The 16,769-nt window shown below is 60.7% G+C and carries 14 protein-coding genes; 12 read left to right on the top strand and 2 right to left on the bottom strand.

The annotated features are described in order from the left end of the window. Positions 1 to 183: 183 nt before the first annotated feature. Both AB7M32_RS26180 and AB7M32_RS26175 read right to left on the bottom strand, forming a co-directional pair. Positions 184 to 1,431, bottom strand: a complete 1,248-nt coding sequence (locus AB7M32_RS26180; RefSeq protein ID WP_003204812.1) for a ribonucleotide-diphosphate reductase subunit beta — start codon at positions 1,429 to 1,431, stop codon at positions 184 to 186. Between the two features lie 490 nt (positions 1,432 to 1,921). Then, positions 1,922 to 2,185 carry a DUF2790 domain-containing protein gene (locus AB7M32_RS26175; RefSeq protein WP_454251824.1) on the bottom strand — a complete coding sequence of 88 codons (264 nt, stop codon included), beginning with the start codon at positions 2,183 to 2,185 and terminating at the stop codon, positions 1,922 to 1,924. A gap of 479 nt (positions 2,186 to 2,664) precedes the next feature. On the opposite strand from AB7M32_RS26175, the gene acs reads away from it, so the two are divergent. The 12 genes from acs to AB7M32_RS26115 all read left to right on the top strand — a co-directional run bounded on the left by acs (position 2,665) and on the right by AB7M32_RS26115 (position 16,768). Beyond that, positions 2,665 to 4,620 carry an acetate--CoA ligase gene (gene acs / locus AB7M32_RS26170; protein ID WP_072408614.1) on the top strand — a complete coding sequence of 652 codons (1,956 nt, stop codon included), beginning with the start codon at positions 2,665 to 2,667 and terminating at the stop codon, positions 4,618 to 4,620. A gap of 768 nt (positions 4,621 to 5,388) precedes the next feature. Then, a complete protein-coding gene (locus tag AB7M32_RS26165; protein ID WP_072408612.1) occupies positions 5,389 to 6,162 on the top strand; it encodes an ABC transporter substrate-binding protein in 774 nt (257 codons plus the stop codon). Between the two features lie 90 nt (positions 6,163 to 6,252). Continuing rightward, positions 6,253 to 6,942, top strand: a complete 690-nt coding sequence (locus AB7M32_RS26160; protein WP_060741004.1) for an ABC transporter permease — start codon at positions 6,253 to 6,255, stop codon at positions 6,940 to 6,942. Further along, complete coding sequence (locus AB7M32_RS26155; RefSeq protein ID WP_060741005.1) at positions 6,939 to 7,637, top strand: ABC transporter permease; 699 nt, start codon at positions 6,939 to 6,941, stop codon at positions 7,635 to 7,637. The genes AB7M32_RS26160 and AB7M32_RS26155 overlap by 4 nt, the downstream gene beginning before the upstream one ends. Before the next feature lie 56 nt (positions 7,638 to 7,693). Next, positions 7,694 to 8,458 (top strand): ABC transporter ATP-binding protein, encoded by a 765-nt coding sequence (locus AB7M32_RS26150; protein WP_053124413.1) that lies wholly within the window; start codon positions 7,694 to 7,696, stop codon positions 8,456 to 8,458. Positions 8,459 to 8,570: 112 nt separating this feature from the next. Beyond that, positions 8,571 to 9,551 carry a GlxA family transcriptional regulator gene (locus AB7M32_RS26145; RefSeq protein ID WP_060741007.1) on the top strand — a complete coding sequence of 327 codons (981 nt, stop codon included), beginning with the start codon at positions 8,571 to 8,573 and terminating at the stop codon, positions 9,549 to 9,551. Positions 9,552 to 9,910: 359 nt separating this feature from the next. Then, on the top strand, positions 9,911 to 11,131 hold the full coding sequence (locus tag AB7M32_RS26140) for an aspartate aminotransferase family protein (protein WP_060741008.1): 1,221 nt from the start codon (positions 9,911 to 9,913) through the stop codon (positions 11,129 to 11,131). Positions 11,132 to 11,367: 236 nt separating this feature from the next. Beyond that, positions 11,368 to 12,387: an arginine/ornithine succinyltransferase subunit alpha gene (aruF, locus tag AB7M32_RS26135; protein ID WP_003178851.1), complete on the top strand. Its 1,020-nt coding sequence runs from the start codon at positions 11,368 to 11,370 to the stop codon at positions 12,385 to 12,387. 54 nt (positions 12,388 to 12,441) lie between these two features. Beyond that, complete coding sequence (gene astA / locus AB7M32_RS26130) at positions 12,442 to 13,467, top strand: arginine N-succinyltransferase (RefSeq protein WP_454251823.1); 1,026 nt, start codon at positions 12,442 to 12,444, stop codon at positions 13,465 to 13,467. Then, on the top strand, positions 13,464 to 14,933 hold the full coding sequence (astD, locus tag AB7M32_RS26125; RefSeq protein WP_454251822.1) for a succinylglutamate-semialdehyde dehydrogenase: 1,470 nt from the start codon (positions 13,464 to 13,466) through the stop codon (positions 14,931 to 14,933). Before astA ends, astD begins: the two co-directional genes overlap by 4 nt. A 131-nt stretch (positions 14,934 to 15,064) precedes the next feature. After that, positions 15,065 to 16,411, top strand: coding sequence for an N-succinylarginine dihydrolase (astB, locus tag AB7M32_RS26120; protein ID WP_454251821.1), 1,347 nt, complete (start codon positions 15,065 to 15,067; stop codon positions 16,409 to 16,411). 69 nt (positions 16,412 to 16,480) lie between these two features. Beyond that, positions 16,481 to 16,768, top strand: a complete 288-nt coding sequence (locus AB7M32_RS26115; protein WP_003178862.1) for a hypothetical protein — start codon at positions 16,481 to 16,483, stop codon at positions 16,766 to 16,768. The last annotated feature ends 1 nt before the right edge of the window (position 16,769 follow it).

Below are 16,769 nucleotides of genomic sequence, written 5' to 3'. Positions count from 1 at the left end.
AGGGGGAGGGGCAATTGAGGCGATGCCGTTAATACGCAATGATGCTGAGCTTTCGTAGGGTAAAGGTAGCGCGCCTGTCTGGAGTTAAGCGCGGTTTTGGTTCTGTAGAATACAAAAAACCCGTTTTCACGGGTTTTTTTGTTAAGTCGCTGGCGGTTTAGCTCAGGATGTTTCTTTTTGAAATCAATCCCAGCTCAAAGCCCCACCCGTCTGATACTCAATCACTCGCGTCTCAAAGAAGTTCTTCTCTTTCTTCAAGTCCATGATCTCGCTCATCCAAGGGAACGGGTTAGTCGTGCCTGGATACTCTTCTTTCAGACCAATCTGCGACAGGCGACGGTTAGCGATGAACTTGAGGTAGTCCTCCATCATCGCCGCGTTCATGCCCAACACGCCGCGAGGCATGGTGTCGCGGGCGTATTCGATCTCCAGCTGCGTACCCTGCAGGATCATCTGGGTCGCTTCTTCCTTCATCTCGGCATCCCACAGGTGCGGGTTTTCGATCTTGATCTGGTTGATCACGTCGATGCCGAAGTTCAGGTGCATGGATTCGTCGCGCAGGATGTATTGGAACTGCTCGGCGACACCGGTCATTTTGTTGCGGCGGCCCATGGAGAGGATCTGGGTGAAGCCGCAGTAGAAGAAGATGCCTTCCAGGACGCAGTAGTAGGCGATCAGGTTGCGCAGCAGCTCTTTGTCGGTGTCCGGGGTGCCGGTTTCGAACTTCGGATCGGAGATCGAACGGGTGTATTTCAGGCCCCAGGCGGCTTTTTTCGCGACCGATGGGATCTCGTGGTACATGTTGAAGATTTCACCTTCGTCCATGGCCAGCGATTCGATGCAGTACTGGTAGGCGTGGGTGTGGATCGCCTCTTCGAACGCCTGGCGCAGGATGTACTGGCGGCATTCCGGGTTGGTGATCAGGCGGTACACGGCCAGGACCAGGTTGTTGGCAACCAGGGAGTCAGCGGTGGAGAAGAAGCCCAGGTTGCGCATGACGATGCGGCGCTCGTCGTCGGTCAGGCCTTCCGGGTTTTTCCAGAGGGCGATGTCGGCGGTCATGTTGACTTCTTGCGGCATCCAGTGGTTTGCGCAGCCGTCCAGGTACTTCTGCCAGGCCCAGTCGTACTTGAAGGGGACGAGCTGGTTGAGGTCGGCGCGGCAGTTGATCATGCGCTTTTCATCGACGGCGACACGGGCGGAGGCGCCTTCGAGTTCGGCGAGGCCTTCGGCGACGTCGAGTTTGTCGAGGGCGGCCTTGGCGCGAATGATCGCGGCCGAGTCGCTGGCCGTCACGGCCCGGGCTTCGAGGGCGGCGGCACCGCCGGCGCTGTCGAGGCGGTCCATGTTGGCTTCAGAAGCATGGCCGGCGTTGGCGCCTTTTACAGCAACTTCGCCGTCTTCTTTGTCGAATTCGTCCCAGCTCAGCATGACGTGTCGTCTCCTGCGTGAGGGCCAGATGCCCGATGAAGGCCTACTGGCCGCGGTGGATCTTGGAAAAATCGTTTGTTGCAGCAGCTAACGCAGGCAATAAACAGAAAAATGTACGGGTCATTCCGGAGCGGCGGTGAACGCGAGGAGGCGATTGGCCTCTGCGTAGGCTCCAAGTAAGCGTGATCCCCTGTAAGGGAATATTGCAGGCCCGTTTAAGGCGGCATTATAAGGACTTTTTTGCCTACGTGGTGCGGCGAAATAGCTCACAGAAGGGGCGGCGGGTGGCATATCCGCGTGGGAGCGAGGGTTTACAAGGCTTTGGCCGCTTAAGATTTTTTTTGCACGAAGCGGATCGCGGATTTTTTTGATCAAAAAATCAGCGTTTTTTGCGGTTTTGCACTACATGTTGTGTTTGTGGGGCGTTTTTGGTGCCTCCAGACACAACCAGGCCCGAGCGAAATCGGGCCGTGGAAATTGCCAGTTGTGATCAGCCGTTGGAGCAACCGGTCCCCATGACGCTGTAGCGCAGGATGTGGCGCTGGCCCTTGGAGTCGTCGTATTCCATCTTGGCTGGAACCACTTCGCAGACATTGGGGATGTTGCTCATGGAGATGACCTTGGCGATGTCCAGGTGGGTGGAATAGGTGTACTCCTCAATGGCCGGTTTTTGCTGTGCAGCATCGGTCGGGGCCTCATCCGCCATCGCGGTGGCGCACAGGCTGCCGAGGACCAGAACCCATAAAGCTTTCATTTGATTCACCTTTTTTGAGGTCGAGTGGGGCCACGCAACCTTTTTGGGGTTGCGTGTGGAGCAAGTATTGGAAGTTGGATTAACGGCCTTCGTGGGGGCTGTGTTGCGTTAATCGTGTTTGCCGGTTGGCGAGGTGGATTTTAGAGGGTGGGGTTAATCGCAAAAAGACCGGGTTTTGATAAACACTGTTGGTTGATCTGGTAATAATCGCTACAGGTGGTGGGGTTGTCTGTGGCATCTATGTTGGAGGTGCTGCCGTCATCGCGAGCAAGCTCGCTCCCACATTGGATCTGTGGTGTAGGACAAACTGTGGGAGGGGGGCTTGCTCCCACACAGGGAAAAGCCTGGCGGGAGGGGGTTTCAGGTTAGTACCGACATTTTGTAGGGACTTGTTACTACCATCGTCGAATGGTTCTATAGGCCCGCCCCGGGCTACAACGGGACCATACAAAAACAACTATGTCTCCGAGGTAAGAAAGATGAGTGCGGCTTCTCTGTATCCCGTTCGCCCCGAGGTTGCGGCCAGTACGTTGACTGACGAGGCGACCTACAAGGCGATGTATCAGCAGTCGGTCGTCAACCCGGATGGCTTCTGGCGCGAGCAGGCCAAGCGCCTCGACTGGATCAAACCGTTCACCACGGTGAAGCAGACCTCCTTCGACGATCACCATGTCGACATCAAGTGGTTCGCCGACGGCACCTTGAACGTGTCCTACAACTGCCTCGACCGTCACCTGGCCGAGCGCGGCGATCAAATTGCGATTATCTGGGAGGGCGATGACCCGTCCGAGAGCCGCAACATCACCTATCGCGAACTGCACGAAGAAGTCTGCAAGTTCGCCAACGCCCTGCGTGGCCAGGACGTGCATCGCGGCGACGTGGTGACCATCTACATGCCGATGATCCCTGAGGCTGTGGTCGCGATGCTGGCCTGTACCCGGATCGGTGCGATTCACTCGGTGGTGTTCGGCGGTTTCTCCCCCGAAGCACTGGCGGGACGGATCATCGATTGCAAATCCAAAGTGGTGATCACCGCCGACGAAGGCGTTCGCGCCGGCAAGAAAATCCCGCTCAAGGCCAACGTCGATGACGCGCTGACCAACCCGGAAACCAGCAGCATCCAGAAAGTCATCGTGTGCAAGCGCACCGGTGGTGGCATCAAGTGGAACCAGCACCGCGACATCTGGTACGAAGACCTGATGAAAGTGGCCGGCACCGTTTGCGCACCGAAGGAAATGGGCGCCGAAGAAGCGCTGTTCATCCTCTACACCTCTGGCTCTACCGGCAAGCCCAAGGGCGTGCAGCACACCACGGCCGGCTACCTGCTGTATGCAGCGCTGACCCATGAGCGCGTGTTCGACTACAAGCCAGGCGAGGTCTACTGGTGCACCGCCGATGTGGGTTGGGTCACCGGCCACAGCTATATCGTCTACGGCCCGCTGGCCAACGGTGCGACCACGCTGCTGTTCGAAGGCGTGCCGAACTACCCGGACATCACCCGGGTGGCCAAGGTTATCGACAAGCACAAGGTCAGCATCCTCTACACCGCACCGACCGCTATCCGCGCGATGATGGCCTCGGGCACCGCTGCCGTCGAAGGCGCCGATGGCAGCAGCCTGCGCCTGTTGGGTTCGGTGGGCGAGCCGATCAACCCGGAAGCCTGGGATTGGTACTACAAGAATGTCGGCAAGGAACGTTGCCCGATCGTCGACACCTGGTGGCAGACCGAGACCGGTGGCGTGCTGATCAGCCCATTGCCAGGCGCCACGGCGTTGAAGCCAGGTTCGGCCACTCGCCCGTTCTTTGGTGTGGTGCCGGCGCTGGTGGACAACCTCGGCAACCTGATCGAAGGGGCCGCCGAAGGCAACCTGGTGATCCTCGATTCGTGGCCAGGCCAGGCGCGTACGCTGTACGGCGATCATGATCGTTTCGTCGACACCTACTTCAAGACCTTCAGCGGCATGTACTTCACCGGTGACGGCGCCCGTCGCGACGAGGACGGTTATTACTGGATCACCGGTCGAGTGGATGACGTGCTCAACGTGTCCGGCCACCGCATGGGCACGGCCGAGATCGAGAGCGCCATGGTCGCCCACCCGAAAGTCGCCGAAGCGGCGGTGGTGGGTGTGCCGCACGACATCAAGGGGCAGGGCATCTATGTCTACGTCACCCTCAATGCTGGCGAGGAAACCAGCGAGGCCCTGCGCCTGGAACTGAAGAACTGGGTGCGCAAGGAGATCGGTCCGATTGCCTCGCCGGATGTGATCCAGTGGGCACCAGGGCTGCCGAAGACCCGTTCCGGCAAGATCATGCGCCGCATCCTGCGCAAGATCGCCACGGCGGAATACGACGGGTTGGGTGATATCTCCACCCTGGCCGACCCGGGTGTGGTGGCGCACTTGATCGAGACGCACAAGACCATGAACGTTGCCTGACGGCGGTTTGTGACCTCAAGAAGCCCCGCCTGGCATTTGCCTGGCGGGGCTTTTTTTGCGCGTCATATGACCTTTGTGGCGAGGGGATTTATCCCCGCTGGGCTGCGAAGCAGCCCTAAAACCAGGCAACTCGGTGTATCAGGAGGAATCAGTTGGGGATCTTGGGGCCGCTTCGCAGCCCAACGGGGATAAATCCCCTCGCCACAGGTTGGGTGTTCGAACGACCGCGGTGCCTGGCTTTGGGGCTGCTTCACAGCCCGGCGGGAGCAAGCTCCCTCGCCACAGGTTCGGCGGATGAATAAATATCGGCGTTTGAAGTAGGAAGTGTCCGAACGTTACCGGTGTTTCGAAATGTGTAACCAAAGGCGCCACAACGGGGCGATGTGAAACGCGAAGCGCCGTTATAGGGCGGCTGCGGGCGTCTCGGAAAATAAGCCGACACGCTGTGCTTGCCGGATTAGAAGGGTTTGCGAATAATGGGCCCGCTATTTGCAGCATAGATCGGTTTCCCTTCTTTTGCTCTTGCATGAATTTGCGAGGCTGTCAATGTGCTCGAACCGCTTTCTCGGTGCTTCTGTAATTTGTTGTCGCATTGAAGAAATATCGGCTTCGGGCCTGTCGTTAGAATGCCGATCACTCGCTCGTCGTGGCTTGCGTTGAATAAACCGTAAGCTTCCCAGGACGCAGCACCCACGTTCGTTCCACCCATTCGCATATTGGGCTGTTGCTCACTCTGCCGTTTTTGCCCTTTACCGATGGAGTCCCAAGATGAAGAAACTAGTGCTGCTTGGCGCCCTGGCACTGTCCGTGCTGTCCCTGCCGACCTTCGCTGATGAGAAACCCCTGAAGATTGGTATCGAAGCGGCTTACCCTCCGTTCGCCTCGAAAGCCCCGGATGGCAGCATCGTCGGTTTCGACTACGACATCGGCAATGCGCTGTGCGAAGAGATGAAGGTCAAGTGCGTGTGGGTCGAGCAGGAATTCGACGGCCTGATCCCGGCGCTCAAGGTCCGCAAGATCGACGCGATCCTGTCGTCCATGTCCATCACTGAAGATCGCAAGAAGTCCGTTGACTTCACCAACAAGTACTACAACACCCCGGCCCGTCTGGTGATGAAGGCCGGTACCCAGGTCAGCGATAACCTGGCCGAGCTCAAGGGCAAGAACATCGGCGTGCAGCGCGGTTCGATCCACGAGCGTTTCGCCCGTGAAGTCCTGGCCCCGCTGGGTGCCGAGATCAAGCCGTACGGTTCGCAGAACGAAATCTACCTGGACGTCGCCGCCGGCCGCCTCGACGGCACCGTGGCAGACGCTACCCTGTTGGATGACGGCTTCCTCAAGACCGATGCCGGCAAGGGCTTCGCATTTGTAGGTCCAGCCTTCACCGATGAGAAATACTTCGGCGACGGCATCGGTATCGCGGTTCGCAAGGGCGATGCGCTGAAAGACAAGATCAATGGCGCGATCACCGCCATCCGCGAGAATGGCAAATACAAGCAAATCCAGGACAAATACTTCGCCTTCGACATCTACGGCAAGTAACGAAGCCCCGCCACTCGTGCGAAATGGCGCAAGCAACAGGATCTCTGCGGTTTGCGCCATTTTTTCATCCCACTTTCGAGGACCTGAATCATGTTGAAAGGCTACGGGGCTGTCATCCTCGATGGCGCATGGTTGACGCTTGAGCTCGCCTTGTCGTCCATGGCCCTGGCCATCGTCCTGGGTCTGATCGGCGTTGCGTTGCGCCTTTCTCCGGTGCGCTGGCTGGCGTGGCTGGGCGACCTGTATTCCACGGTCATTCGCGGCATCCCCGACCTGGTGCTGATCCTGCTGATTTTCTACGGCGGCCAGGACTTGCTCAATCGCGTTGCGCCGATGCTCGGCTATGACGACTACATCGACCTGAACCCGCTGGCGGCCGGTATCGGCACCCTGGGTTTCATCTTCGGTGCGTACCTGTCGGAGACCTTTCGCGGTGCATTCATGGCGATTCCCAAGGGCCAGGCCGAGGCGGGCATGGCGTATGGCATGAGCGGCTTCCAGGTGTTCTTCCGGGTGCTGGTGCCGCAGATGATTCGCCTGGCGATTCCGGGTTTCACCAACAACTGGCTGGTATTGACCAAGGCCACTGCGCTGATTTCCGTGGTGGGCCTGCAAGACATGATGTTCAAGGCCAAGCAGGCGGCGGATGCCACTCGCGAGCCTTTCACCTTCTTCCTCGCAGTGGCGGCGATGTACCTGGTGATCACCAGTGTCTCGTTGCTGGCGTTGCGTCACCTTGAGAAGCGCTACTCGGTAGGCGTAAGGGCGGCTGATCTATGATCTTCGACTACAACGTCATCTATGAAGCCTTGCCGCTGTATTTCAGTGGCTTGCTGACCACCCTCAAATTGTTGGCCCTGTCGCTGTTCTTCGGCCTGCTGGCGGCGTTGCCCCTGGGATTGATGCGGGTGTCCAAGCAGCCGATCGTCAACATGACGGCCTGGCTCTACACCTACGTGATCCGCGGTACACCGATGCTGGTGCAGCTGTTCCTGATCTACTACGGGCTGGCGCAGTTCGCGATCGTGCGCGAAAGCTTCCTCTGGCCGTGGCTGTCCAGCGCGACGTTCTGTGCGTGCCTGGCGTTTGCCATCAACACCAGCGCCTACACCGCCGAAATCATCGCCGGCAGCCTGCGGGCCACGCCCAATGGTGAGATCGAAGCGGCCAAGGCCATGGGCATGTCGCGCTACAAGCTGTATCGCCGGATCCTGCTACCGTCGGCCTTGCGTCGGGCGCTGCCGCAATACAGCAACGAAGTGATCATGATGTTGCAGACCACCAGCCTGGCCTCCATCGTGACCCTGATCGACATCACCGGCGCGGCGCGCACGGTGAATGCGCAGTATTACTTGCCGTTCGAGGCCTACATCACGGCCGGCGCTTTCTACCTGTGCCTGACCTTCATCTTGGTGCGCCTGTTCAAGCTGGCCGAGCGCCGCTGGCTGGGTTACCTGGCCCCGCGCAAGCACTGATAACGCATCGATCCGATCGACTGCTCAACGACTGACGTTTTGTGAGAACCGACCGCATGTACAAGCTTGAAGTCCAAGACCTGCATAAACGCTATGGCAGTCACGAAGTGCTCAAGGGCGTGTCCCTGAAGGCCGCCGCTGGCGATGTGATCAGCATCATCGGCTCCAGTGGCTCCGGCAAGAGTACCTTCCTGCGTTGCATCAACCTGCTCGAGCAACCCCATGCCGGCAAGATTCTGCTCAACAACGAAGAGCTGAAACTGGTCGCCGGCAAGGATGGCGCCATGAAGGCCGCGGACCCCAAGCAACTGCAGCGCATGCGTTCGCGGCTGTCGATGGTGTTCCAGCATTTCAACCTGTGGTCCCACATGACCGCGCTGGAAAACATCATGGAGGCGCCTGTTCACGTACTGGGCGTGGCCAAGGCTGAAGCGCGGGAAAAGGCCGAACACTATCTGAACAAGGTCGGCGTGGCCCATCGCAAGGATGCCTACCCGGGCCACATGTCCGGCGGCGAGCAGCAGCGCGTGGCGATTGCCCGTGCGCTGGCGATGGAGCCTGAGGTGATGCTGTTCGACGAACCGACCTCGGCGCTGGACCCGGAGCTGGTGGGTGACGTGCTCAAGGTGATGCAGGCCCTGGCCCTGGAAGGTCGGACCATGGTGGTGGTGACTCACGAAATGGGCTTTGCCCGTGAAGTGTCGAACCAACTGGTTTTCCTGCACAAAGGCATCGTCGAAGAAAGCGGCAACCCGCGTGAAGTGCTGGTCAATCCGCAATCGGAGCGCCTGCAACAATTTCTTTCGGGCAGCCTCAAGTAACGCTCCCGTTACGCACCTGATTTGGGGCATGCTGCGCACCGCGCGCCAGATGGTCTAATTTGGTTGCAGCCGCTTTTGGCTTTAACACTGTTTTCGCTTCGGATCGCCCGCCATGACTGCCCATCGAATAGGTTTCCTGATTTGGCCCAGCACTAAAGCCTTGACGCTGGCGCTGGCCGAGGAGGCCTTGCGTGTCGCTCAGCGGGTGCATCCGGATGTGGTCTACGAGCTGTCGTTCTTGCAGGCCGAGCCGCCGGCCGCCGGCGCCTGGCAATTGCCGGGCGAGCCTTGGGCCGGCAAGCTCGAGGGGTTCCAGAAACTGTTCCTGCTGGCCGATGAGCCGCCGACCGCCCTGGCCTCGCCCCTGAGCAGCGCCCTCAAGCAACTGGTGCGTGCCGGTTGCGTGATCGGTGGTTTGTCGGCGGGTGTCTATCCCTTGGCCCAGCTGGGTTTGCTCGACGGTTACCGTGCCGCTGTGCATTGGCGTTGGCAGGATGACTTCTCCGAACGTTTCCCCAAGGTCATCGCCACCAGCCATCTGTTTGACTGGGATCGCGATCGCCTGAGCGCTTGCGGCGGCATGTCGGTGCTGGACCTGTTGCTGGCGGTCCTGGCCCGGGATCACGGTGCGGAACTGGCTGGCGCGGTGTCGGAAGAGTTGGTGGTCGAGCGCATTCGTGAAGGTGGCGAGCGCCAGCGCATCCCCTTGCAGAACCGTCTCGGTTCCAGCCATCCAAAGCTCACCCAGGCAGTGCTGCTGATGGAGGCCAATATCGAAGAGCCGCTGACCACCGACGAAATCGCCCAGCATGTGTGCGTGTCCCGCCGGCAACTGGAGCGGATCTTCAAGCAATACCTCAACCGCGTGCCCAGCCAGTACTACCTGGAGCTGCGCCTGAACAAGGCCCGGCAGATGTTGATGCAGACCAGCAAATCCATCATCCAGATCGGCCTGTCCTGCGGTTTTTCCTCGGGGCCACACTTCTCCAGTGCCTATCGCAATTTCTTCGGCGCCACGCCGCGGGAAGACCGTAACCAGCGACGCAGCAGCAGCCCGTTCGAATTGTCGTCGGTGCCGTCCGAACGGGGCTAAGCGGCAAGGCTGCGGATAGGGCGGTCGACATAAAAAATTGTGGGAGCGAGCTTGCTCGCGATGGCGGGTTATCAGTCGACGCTAATGCCCGCTGAGCCGACGCTATCGCGAGCAAGCTCGCTCCCACAGGTGTTTTGTGTCTGGCAGCGGAAATGTGGACGCAGGCGCCTCAAATCCCTTGGCAACGTTTAAACTGCGCCTTTGCGACGCTATTTGTCGCATTGCCGTAAACCCGCGCAAAACGTGGGTTGGCGCTATAAGAAGTTGTCGCTTGGCGGCAAGGCCGGGCTGAAAACTGTCCTTACAATCCTTACCAAGCCCGCCAGTTCCAGGCGGGTGTTCCTCATCAGGAGACTCCGATGTCCGTTGAGCAAGCCGCGGTACAACGCGCCGATTTCGACCAGGTTATGGTTCCCAACTATGCACCTGCTGCCTTCATACCTGTGCGTGGTGCCGGTTCCCGCGTATGGGACCAATCCGGTCGTGAGTTGATCGACTTTGCTGGCGGTATTGCAGTCAACGTACTGGGCCACGCCCACCCGGCGCTGGTCGGCGCACTGACCGAACAGGCCAACAAGCTGTGGCATGTCTCCAACGTTTTTACCAATGAGCCGGCCCTGCGCCTGGCCCACAAGCTGGTCAATGCGACGTTTGCCGAGCGCGCGTTTTTCTGCAACTCCGGCGCCGAAGCCAACGAGGCCGCCTTCAAGCTGGCCCGTCGCGTTGCGTTCGATCGTTTCGGCAGCGAAAAGTACGAAATCATCGCCGCGCTCAATAGCTTCCACGGTCGCACCCTGTTCACCGTCAACGTCGGCGGGCAGTCGAAGTACTCCGACGGTTTCGGGCCTAAAATTACTGGCATCACCCACGTTCCTTACAACGACCTGGCCGCATTGAAGGCCGCTGTCTCGGACAAGACCTGCGCCGTGGTGCTGGAGCCGATCCAGGGGGAGGGCGGCGTGCTACCGGCCGAGCAGGCCTACCTGCAAGGCGCCCGCGACCTGTGCGATGCCCACGACGCGCTGTTGGTGTTCGACGAAGTGCAGACCGGCATGGGCCGCAGCGGTCATCTGTTCGCCTACATGCATTACGGCGTGGTCCCGGACATCCTCACCAGCGCCAAGAGCCTGGGCGGTGGCTTCCCGATTGCGGCGATGCTCACCACCGAAGCCCTGGCCAAGCACCTGGTCGTCGGCACCCACGGCACCACCTACGGCGGCAACCCGCTGGCCTGCGCAGTGGCCGAAGCGGTGATCGATGTGGTCAATACGCCTGAGGTGCTCGGTGGTGTCAAAACCAAACACGCCAAGTTCAAGGCGCGTCTGGAGCAGATCGGCGAGAAATACGGCCTGTTCACCCAGGTGCGTGGCCTGGGCCTGCTGATCGGTTGTGTGCTGAACGATGCCTGGAAAGGCAAGGCCAAGGACATCTTCAACGCCGCCGAACAGGAAGGCCTGATGATCCTGCAAGCCGGCCCGGACGTGATTCGCTTCGCCCCGAGCCTGGTAGTGGAAGACGCTGACATCGACGCCGGCCTGGACCGCTTCGAGCGCGCCGCGGCGAAGCTGACGCAAGCCTGAGGCTGAAGCCGGACCCCTTGTGGGAGCGAGCTTGCTCGCGATGGCGTCGGACGAGCCAGCATCCATGTTGTCTGACACACCGCTATCGCGAGCAAGCTCGCTCCCACAGGAGTCTTGCAGCGGCTGAAAAATCGCAGACCGCCGCAGATGCAATGCAGACCCGCGTGTTCGTTTAGTTTTTTTCTGTGTATCGACCCCATGGTCGAACCGTTTATTTCAAGTTAAGGAGTGACACCATGCTGGTGATGCGCCCCGCGCAAATGGCTGATCTGGGCGAGGTACAGCGTCTGGCTGCGGACAGTCCGATCGGTGTCACTTCCTTGCCGGATGACGTGGAACGCCTGAGCGACAAGATCGCCGCAAGCGAAGCCTCGTTTGCCGCGGAAGTCAGCTTCAACGGCGAAGAGAGCTATTTCTTCGTCCTCGAAGACACCGCGACCGGCAAGCTGGCGGGCTGTTCGGCCATCGTCGCGTCGGCCGGTTATTCCGAACCGTTCTACAGCTTTCGCAACGAGACCTTCGTTCACGCCTCCCGTGAGCTGAAGATCCACAACAAGATCCACGTGCTCTCCCAATGCCACGACCTGACCGGCAACAGCCTGCTGACCAGTTTCTACGTGGTGCCGGAACTGGTGGGTTCGCCATGGTCGGAACTCAACTCACGGGGGCGGCTGCTGTTCGTCGCCAGCCATCCGGAGCGGTTTGCCGATTCGGTGGTGACCGAGATCGTCGGCTACAGCGATGAGAATGGCGACTCGCCGTTCTGGGACGCCATCGGTCGCAACTTCTTCGACCTCAACTACGCCGCCGCCGAGCGTCTGTGCGGGCTGAAGAGCCGTACCTTCCTCGCCGAGCTGATGCCCCATTACCCGATCTATGTGCCGCTGTTGCCGGATGCCGCCCAGGAAGCCATGGGCCAGGTGCATCCGCGGGCGCAGATCACCTTCGACATCCTGATGCGCGAGGGTTTCGAGACCGATCACTACATCGACATCTTCGACGGTGGCCCGACCCTGCATGCCCGCGTCTCGGGCATCCGCTCGATCGCCCAGAGCCGCGTGGTGCCGGTCAAGATCGGCGAACCGGTCAAGGGCGCCGGCCGCCAATACCTGGTGGCCAATGCCCAGTTGCAGGATTACCGCGCCGTGCTGCTCGAACTCGACTACGCGCCGGGCAAGCCGGTGACCCTGGATATGGAAGCGGCCGAAGCCTTGGGCGTTGGCGAAGGTGCCAGCGTGCGCCTGGTTGCGGTTTAACGCCTTACAGCTGAGTTTCGCGGGTGGCGTGAGCGGCCCGTTTGAGGAGATAGCATGATCGTTCGTCCCGTACGCAGCAGCGATTTACCCGCTCTGATCGCCCTGGCCCGCAGCACGGGCACCGGCCTGACCACCTTGCCGGCCAATGAAGAGCGCCTGGCCCATCGGGTCGGTTGGGCCGAGAAGACTTTTCGCGGCGAAGCCGGGCGCGGCGATGCGGACTACCTGTTCGTGCTCGAAGACGATGACGGTCGCGTGGTGGGCATTTCCGCCATCGCCGGTGCCGTGGGGCTGCGTGAGCCCTGGTACAACTTTCGGGTCGGCCTGACGGTCAGCGCCTCCCAGGAATTGAACATCTATCGGGAAATCCCGACCCTGTTCCTGGCCAACGACCTGACCGGTAATTCCGAGTTGTGCTCGCTGTTCCTCCACGCCGACTACCGCAGTGGCCTCAATGGCCGGATGCTGGCCAAGGCGCGGCTGTTGTTCATCGCCGAGTTCCCGCAGTTGTTCGGCAACAAGATCATTGCCGAGATGCGCGGCATGTCCGACGACAACGGACGTTCGCCGTTCTGGGAAAGCCTGGGCCGGCATTTCTTCAAAATGGAGTTCAGTCAGGCCGACTACCTCACCGGCGTGGGCAACAAGGCGTTCATCGCTGAACTGATGCCCAAGTTCCCGCTGTACACCTGTTTCTTGTCTGAAGATGCTCGGGCCGTGATTGGCCAGGTTCATCCGGATACTGAGCCGGCCTTGTCGATGCTCAAGAGCGAAGGTTTCAGCTATCAGGGTTACGTCGACATCTTCGACGCCGGCCCGGCGGTGGAGTGCGAAACCGGCAAGATCCGCGCGATTCGCGACAGCCAGGCGCTGGTGCTGGCCATCGGCACGCCGGGCGATGACGCCACGCCGTTCCTCATCCATAACCGCAAGTGCGAAGACTGCCGCATCACCGCTGCACCGGCGCGTTTTGCCGCAGGCACCCTGGTGGTCGATCCGCTGACCGCCAAACGTCTTCAACTCAATGCCGGCGATCAGGTGCGTGCCGTTGCGTTGTCCGCTGCCCGGGAGTCGAAATGATGAAGTCGTTGTACATCGCAGGTAGCTGGCTGGAAGGCCAGGGCGACCTTTTTGAGTCGTTGAACCCCGTGACCCAGCAGGTGTTGTGGTCGGGCAACGGCGCCACGGCGGCGCAAGTGGAATCGGCGGTGCAGGCCGCGCGCCAGGCGTTCCCGGATTGGGCGCGGCGCTCGCTGGACGAACGCATCCAGGTGCTGGAAGCTTTTGCCGCGGCCCTGAAAAACCACGCTGACGAACTGGCCCAGTGCATCGGTGAAGAAACCGGCAAGCCGTTGTGGGAAGCGGCGACCGAAGTGACCAGCATGGTCAACAAAGTCGCCATTTCGGTGCAGAGCTACCGCGAGCGGACCGGCGAGAAGAGCGGCCCCCTGGGCGACGCCACCGCCGTGCTGCGCCACAAGCCCCACGGCGTGGTGGCGGTCTTCGGCCCCTACAACTTCCCCGGTCACTTGCCCAACGGTCATATCGTGCCCGCGCTGCTGGCCGGCAACAGCGTGTTGTTCAAGCCGAGCGAGCTGACGCCGAAAGTCGCCGAGCTGACGGTCAAATGCTGGGTCGAGGCCGGTCTGCCGGCGGGTGTGCTGAACCTGCTGCAAGGCGCGCGGGAAACCGGTATCGCCCTGGCGGCGAACCCAGGTATCGACGGGTTGTTTTTCACCGGCTCCAGCCGCACCGGCAATCTGCTGCATCAACAATTTTCCGGGCGCCCGGACAAGATCCTCGCGCTGGAAATGGGCGGTAACAACCCACTGGTGGTGGATGAGGTGGCGGACGTCGATGCGGCGGTCTACACCATCATCCAGTCCGCCTTCATTTCCGCCGGGCAGCGTTGCACCTGTGCGCGCCGCCTGCTGGTGCCGGAAGGTGCCTGGGGCGATGCCTTGCTGGCGCGCCTGGTGGCGGTCAGCTCGACCCTTGAAGTCGGTGCCTTCGACCAGCAACCGGCACCGTTCATGGGCTCGGTGATTTCCCTGGGCGCGGCGAAGGCGCTGATGGATGCACAAAACCATTTGCTGGGCAAAGGCGCCGTGCCGTTGTTGACCATGACCCAGCCGCAGCCCCAGGCGGCCTTGCTGACGCCGGGTATCCTGGATGTGACGGCCGTGGCCGAGCGTCCTGATGAAGAGCTGTTCGGGCCGTTGCTGCAAGTGATCCGCTACCCGGACTTCGCCGCGGCCATCACCGAGGCCAACAATACGCAATATGGCCTGGCCGCCGGGTTGCTGTCCGATTCCCAGGAGCGTTACCAGCAATTCTGGCTGCAGAGCCGTGCCGGTATCGTCAACTGGAACAAACAGCTGACCGGTGCCGCCAGCAGCGCCCCGTTCGGCGGTGTCGGTGCCTCGGGCAACCATCGCGCCAGTGCTTATTACGCGGCCGATTATTGCGCGTACCCGGTGGCTTCCCTGGAGACCCCGAGCCTTGTCATGCCGACTGCCCTGACCCCCGGCGTGAGAATGGTGTGAACCCCGATCGCGAGCAAGCTCGCTCCCACAGGGTCTTGCGCAATCCATGTGGGAGCGAGCTTGCTCGCGAAGGCCGCGATGCGGTTGTTATTTGATGCCTATAAAAAACAGATTCTCGTGGAGCCTCGCTGATGAAATCCTATGAAGTCAACTTTGACGGTCTAGTGGGGCCGACTCATAACTACGGCGGGCTCTCGTACGGCAACGTCGCGTCCCAAAGCAACAGCCAGCAGTCCTCCAACCCCAAGGAAGCGGCGTTGCAGGGTCTGGCGAAAATGAAAGCGCTGATGGACATGGGTTTCCAGCAAGGCGTGCTGGCACCGCAGGAGCGTCCGGACGTGGCGGCCCTGCGCCGGTTGGGTTTTGCCGGCAGTGATGCCCAAGTCATCCAGCAGGCCGCGAAAGAGGCGATGCCGTTGCTGGTCGCCAGTTGCTCGGCCTCCAGCATGTGGGTGGCCAACGCCGCCACGGTCAGCCCGAGCGCCGACACGGCCGATGGTCGCGTGCATTTCACTGCAGCCAACCTGAACTGCAAGTACCACCGCAGCATCGAGCATCCAACCACCAGTCGCGTGCTGGGGGCGATGTTCGCCAACTCGCAGCACTTCGCCCATCACGCCGCCTTGCCGGCGGTGGCGCAGTTCGGCGATGAAGGCGCGGCCAACCACACCCGTTTCTGCCGCGCCTACGGCGAGGCCGGCGTGGAGTTCTTCGTCTTCGGTCGCAGCGCCTTCGACACCCGTTATCCCGCACCGCAGAAATACCCGGCGCGCCAGACCCTGGAAGCGTCCCAGGCCGTTGCCCGCCTGCATGGGCTGAGGGAGGAGGGCGTGGTGTACGCCCAGCAGAATCCGTCGGTGATTGACCAGGGGGTGTTCCACAACGACGTGATCGCGGTGGGCAACGGTGAAGTGCTGTTCTACCACGAGGATGCGTTTCTCGAGACCGACAGGATGTTGGCCGAGTTGAGCAGCAAACTCGCCAAGGTCGGTGGGAAATTTCAGTCGGTGTGTGTGCCGCGTTCGGCGGTGACGGTGGATGATGCAGTGCGCTCCTACCTGTTCAATAGCCAGTTGCTGTCGCGCCCAGACGGCTCGATGCTCTTGATCGTGCCGGAAGAATGCCGCAGCAACGAACGCGTCTGGCAATACCTGCAAGGCCTGACGGGCGCTGGCGGGGTCATTCGCGAAGTGAAGGTCTTCGACCTCAAGCAAAGCATGCAGAACGGTGGCGGCCCGGCGTGCCTGAGATTGCGCGTGGCCCTCAATGAAACCGAGCTGGCGGCCGTCAACCCAGGGGTTATCATGACCGCGCCGTTGTACGATTCGCTGACCCAATGGGTCGAGCGGCACTACCGCGACCGTATGACCGAAAACGATCTGGCTGACCCGCAATTGCTGCTCGAATGCCGTGCGGCACTGGATGAACTGACACAAATCCTTAAACTTGGCGCGGTTTATCCTTTCCAGATCAATTGAAAGCGCGCGCGACCTGACTACAGTCAAAGCAGGGCGCGTTGCCTTATCCCCAGACGAGAACGTAAAGACATGAGCGATACCCTGCAGCTGATCCTTGAAGACACCGACGGCACCCAACTGGAAACCTCCTGCACCCGTGTCGCGGTGATGTGGCAAGGCAAGGAGTTGTGGATCCAGCAGGATGGCCGCGGTCAGTTGCTGATCGGCGTGGACGTCGAGGAAGGGGACGAGGAATACGCCAACCTGTTGTTGCGTCCATTGGCGACCAACCTGGTCAGCCTGCAACTGGAAATGGAACCGGCGGACGTCGGCGACGATGACCATGTCCATGGCCCGGATTGCGGCCACGACCACTAAG

This window comes from Pseudomonas sp. R151218B TE3479, from assembly GCF_053629195.1.
The sequence above is the reverse complement of the archived record's forward strand: the minus strand, read 5'-3'. Positions and strand labels throughout refer to the sequence as shown.

Coding starts and splice junctions, on each gene's coding strand:
- AB7M32_RS26175 (WP_454251824.1), bottom strand. CDS start 2,185: ATGAAAGCTTTATGGGTTCTGGTCCTCGGCAGCCTGTGCGCCACCGCG.
- AB7M32_RS26155 (WP_060741005.1), top strand. CDS start 6,939: ATGATCTTCGACTACAACGTCATCTATGAAGCCTTGCCGCTGTATTTC.
- AB7M32_RS26160 (WP_060741004.1), top strand. CDS start 6,253: ATGTTGAAAGGCTACGGGGCTGTCATCCTCGATGGCGCATGGTTGACG.
- astA (WP_454251823.1), top strand. CDS start 12,442: ATGATCGTTCGTCCCGTACGCAGCAGCGATTTACCCGCTCTGATCGCC.
- AB7M32_RS26180 (WP_003204812.1), bottom strand. CDS start 1,431: ATGCTGAGCTGGGACGAATTCGACAAAGAAGACGGCGAAGTTGCTGTA.
- AB7M32_RS26150 (WP_053124413.1), top strand. CDS start 7,694: ATGTACAAGCTTGAAGTCCAAGACCTGCATAAACGCTATGGCAGTCAC.
- AB7M32_RS26140 (WP_060741008.1), top strand. CDS start 9,911: ATGTCCGTTGAGCAAGCCGCGGTACAACGCGCCGATTTCGACCAGGTT.
- astB (WP_454251821.1), top strand. CDS start 15,065: ATGAAATCCTATGAAGTCAACTTTGACGGTCTAGTGGGGCCGACTCAT.
- AB7M32_RS26165 (WP_072408612.1), top strand. CDS start 5,389: ATGAAGAAACTAGTGCTGCTTGGCGCCCTGGCACTGTCCGTGCTGTCC.
- AB7M32_RS26145 (WP_060741007.1), top strand. CDS start 8,571: ATGACTGCCCATCGAATAGGTTTCCTGATTTGGCCCAGCACTAAAGCC.
- acs (WP_072408614.1), top strand. CDS start 2,665: ATGAGTGCGGCTTCTCTGTATCCCGTTCGCCCCGAGGTTGCGGCCAGT.
- aruF (WP_003178851.1), top strand. CDS start 11,368: ATGCTGGTGATGCGCCCCGCGCAAATGGCTGATCTGGGCGAGGTACAG.
- AB7M32_RS26115 (WP_003178862.1), top strand. CDS start 16,481: ATGAGCGATACCCTGCAGCTGATCCTTGAAGACACCGACGGCACCCAA.
- astD (WP_454251822.1), top strand. CDS start 13,464: ATGATGAAGTCGTTGTACATCGCAGGTAGCTGGCTGGAAGGCCAGGGC.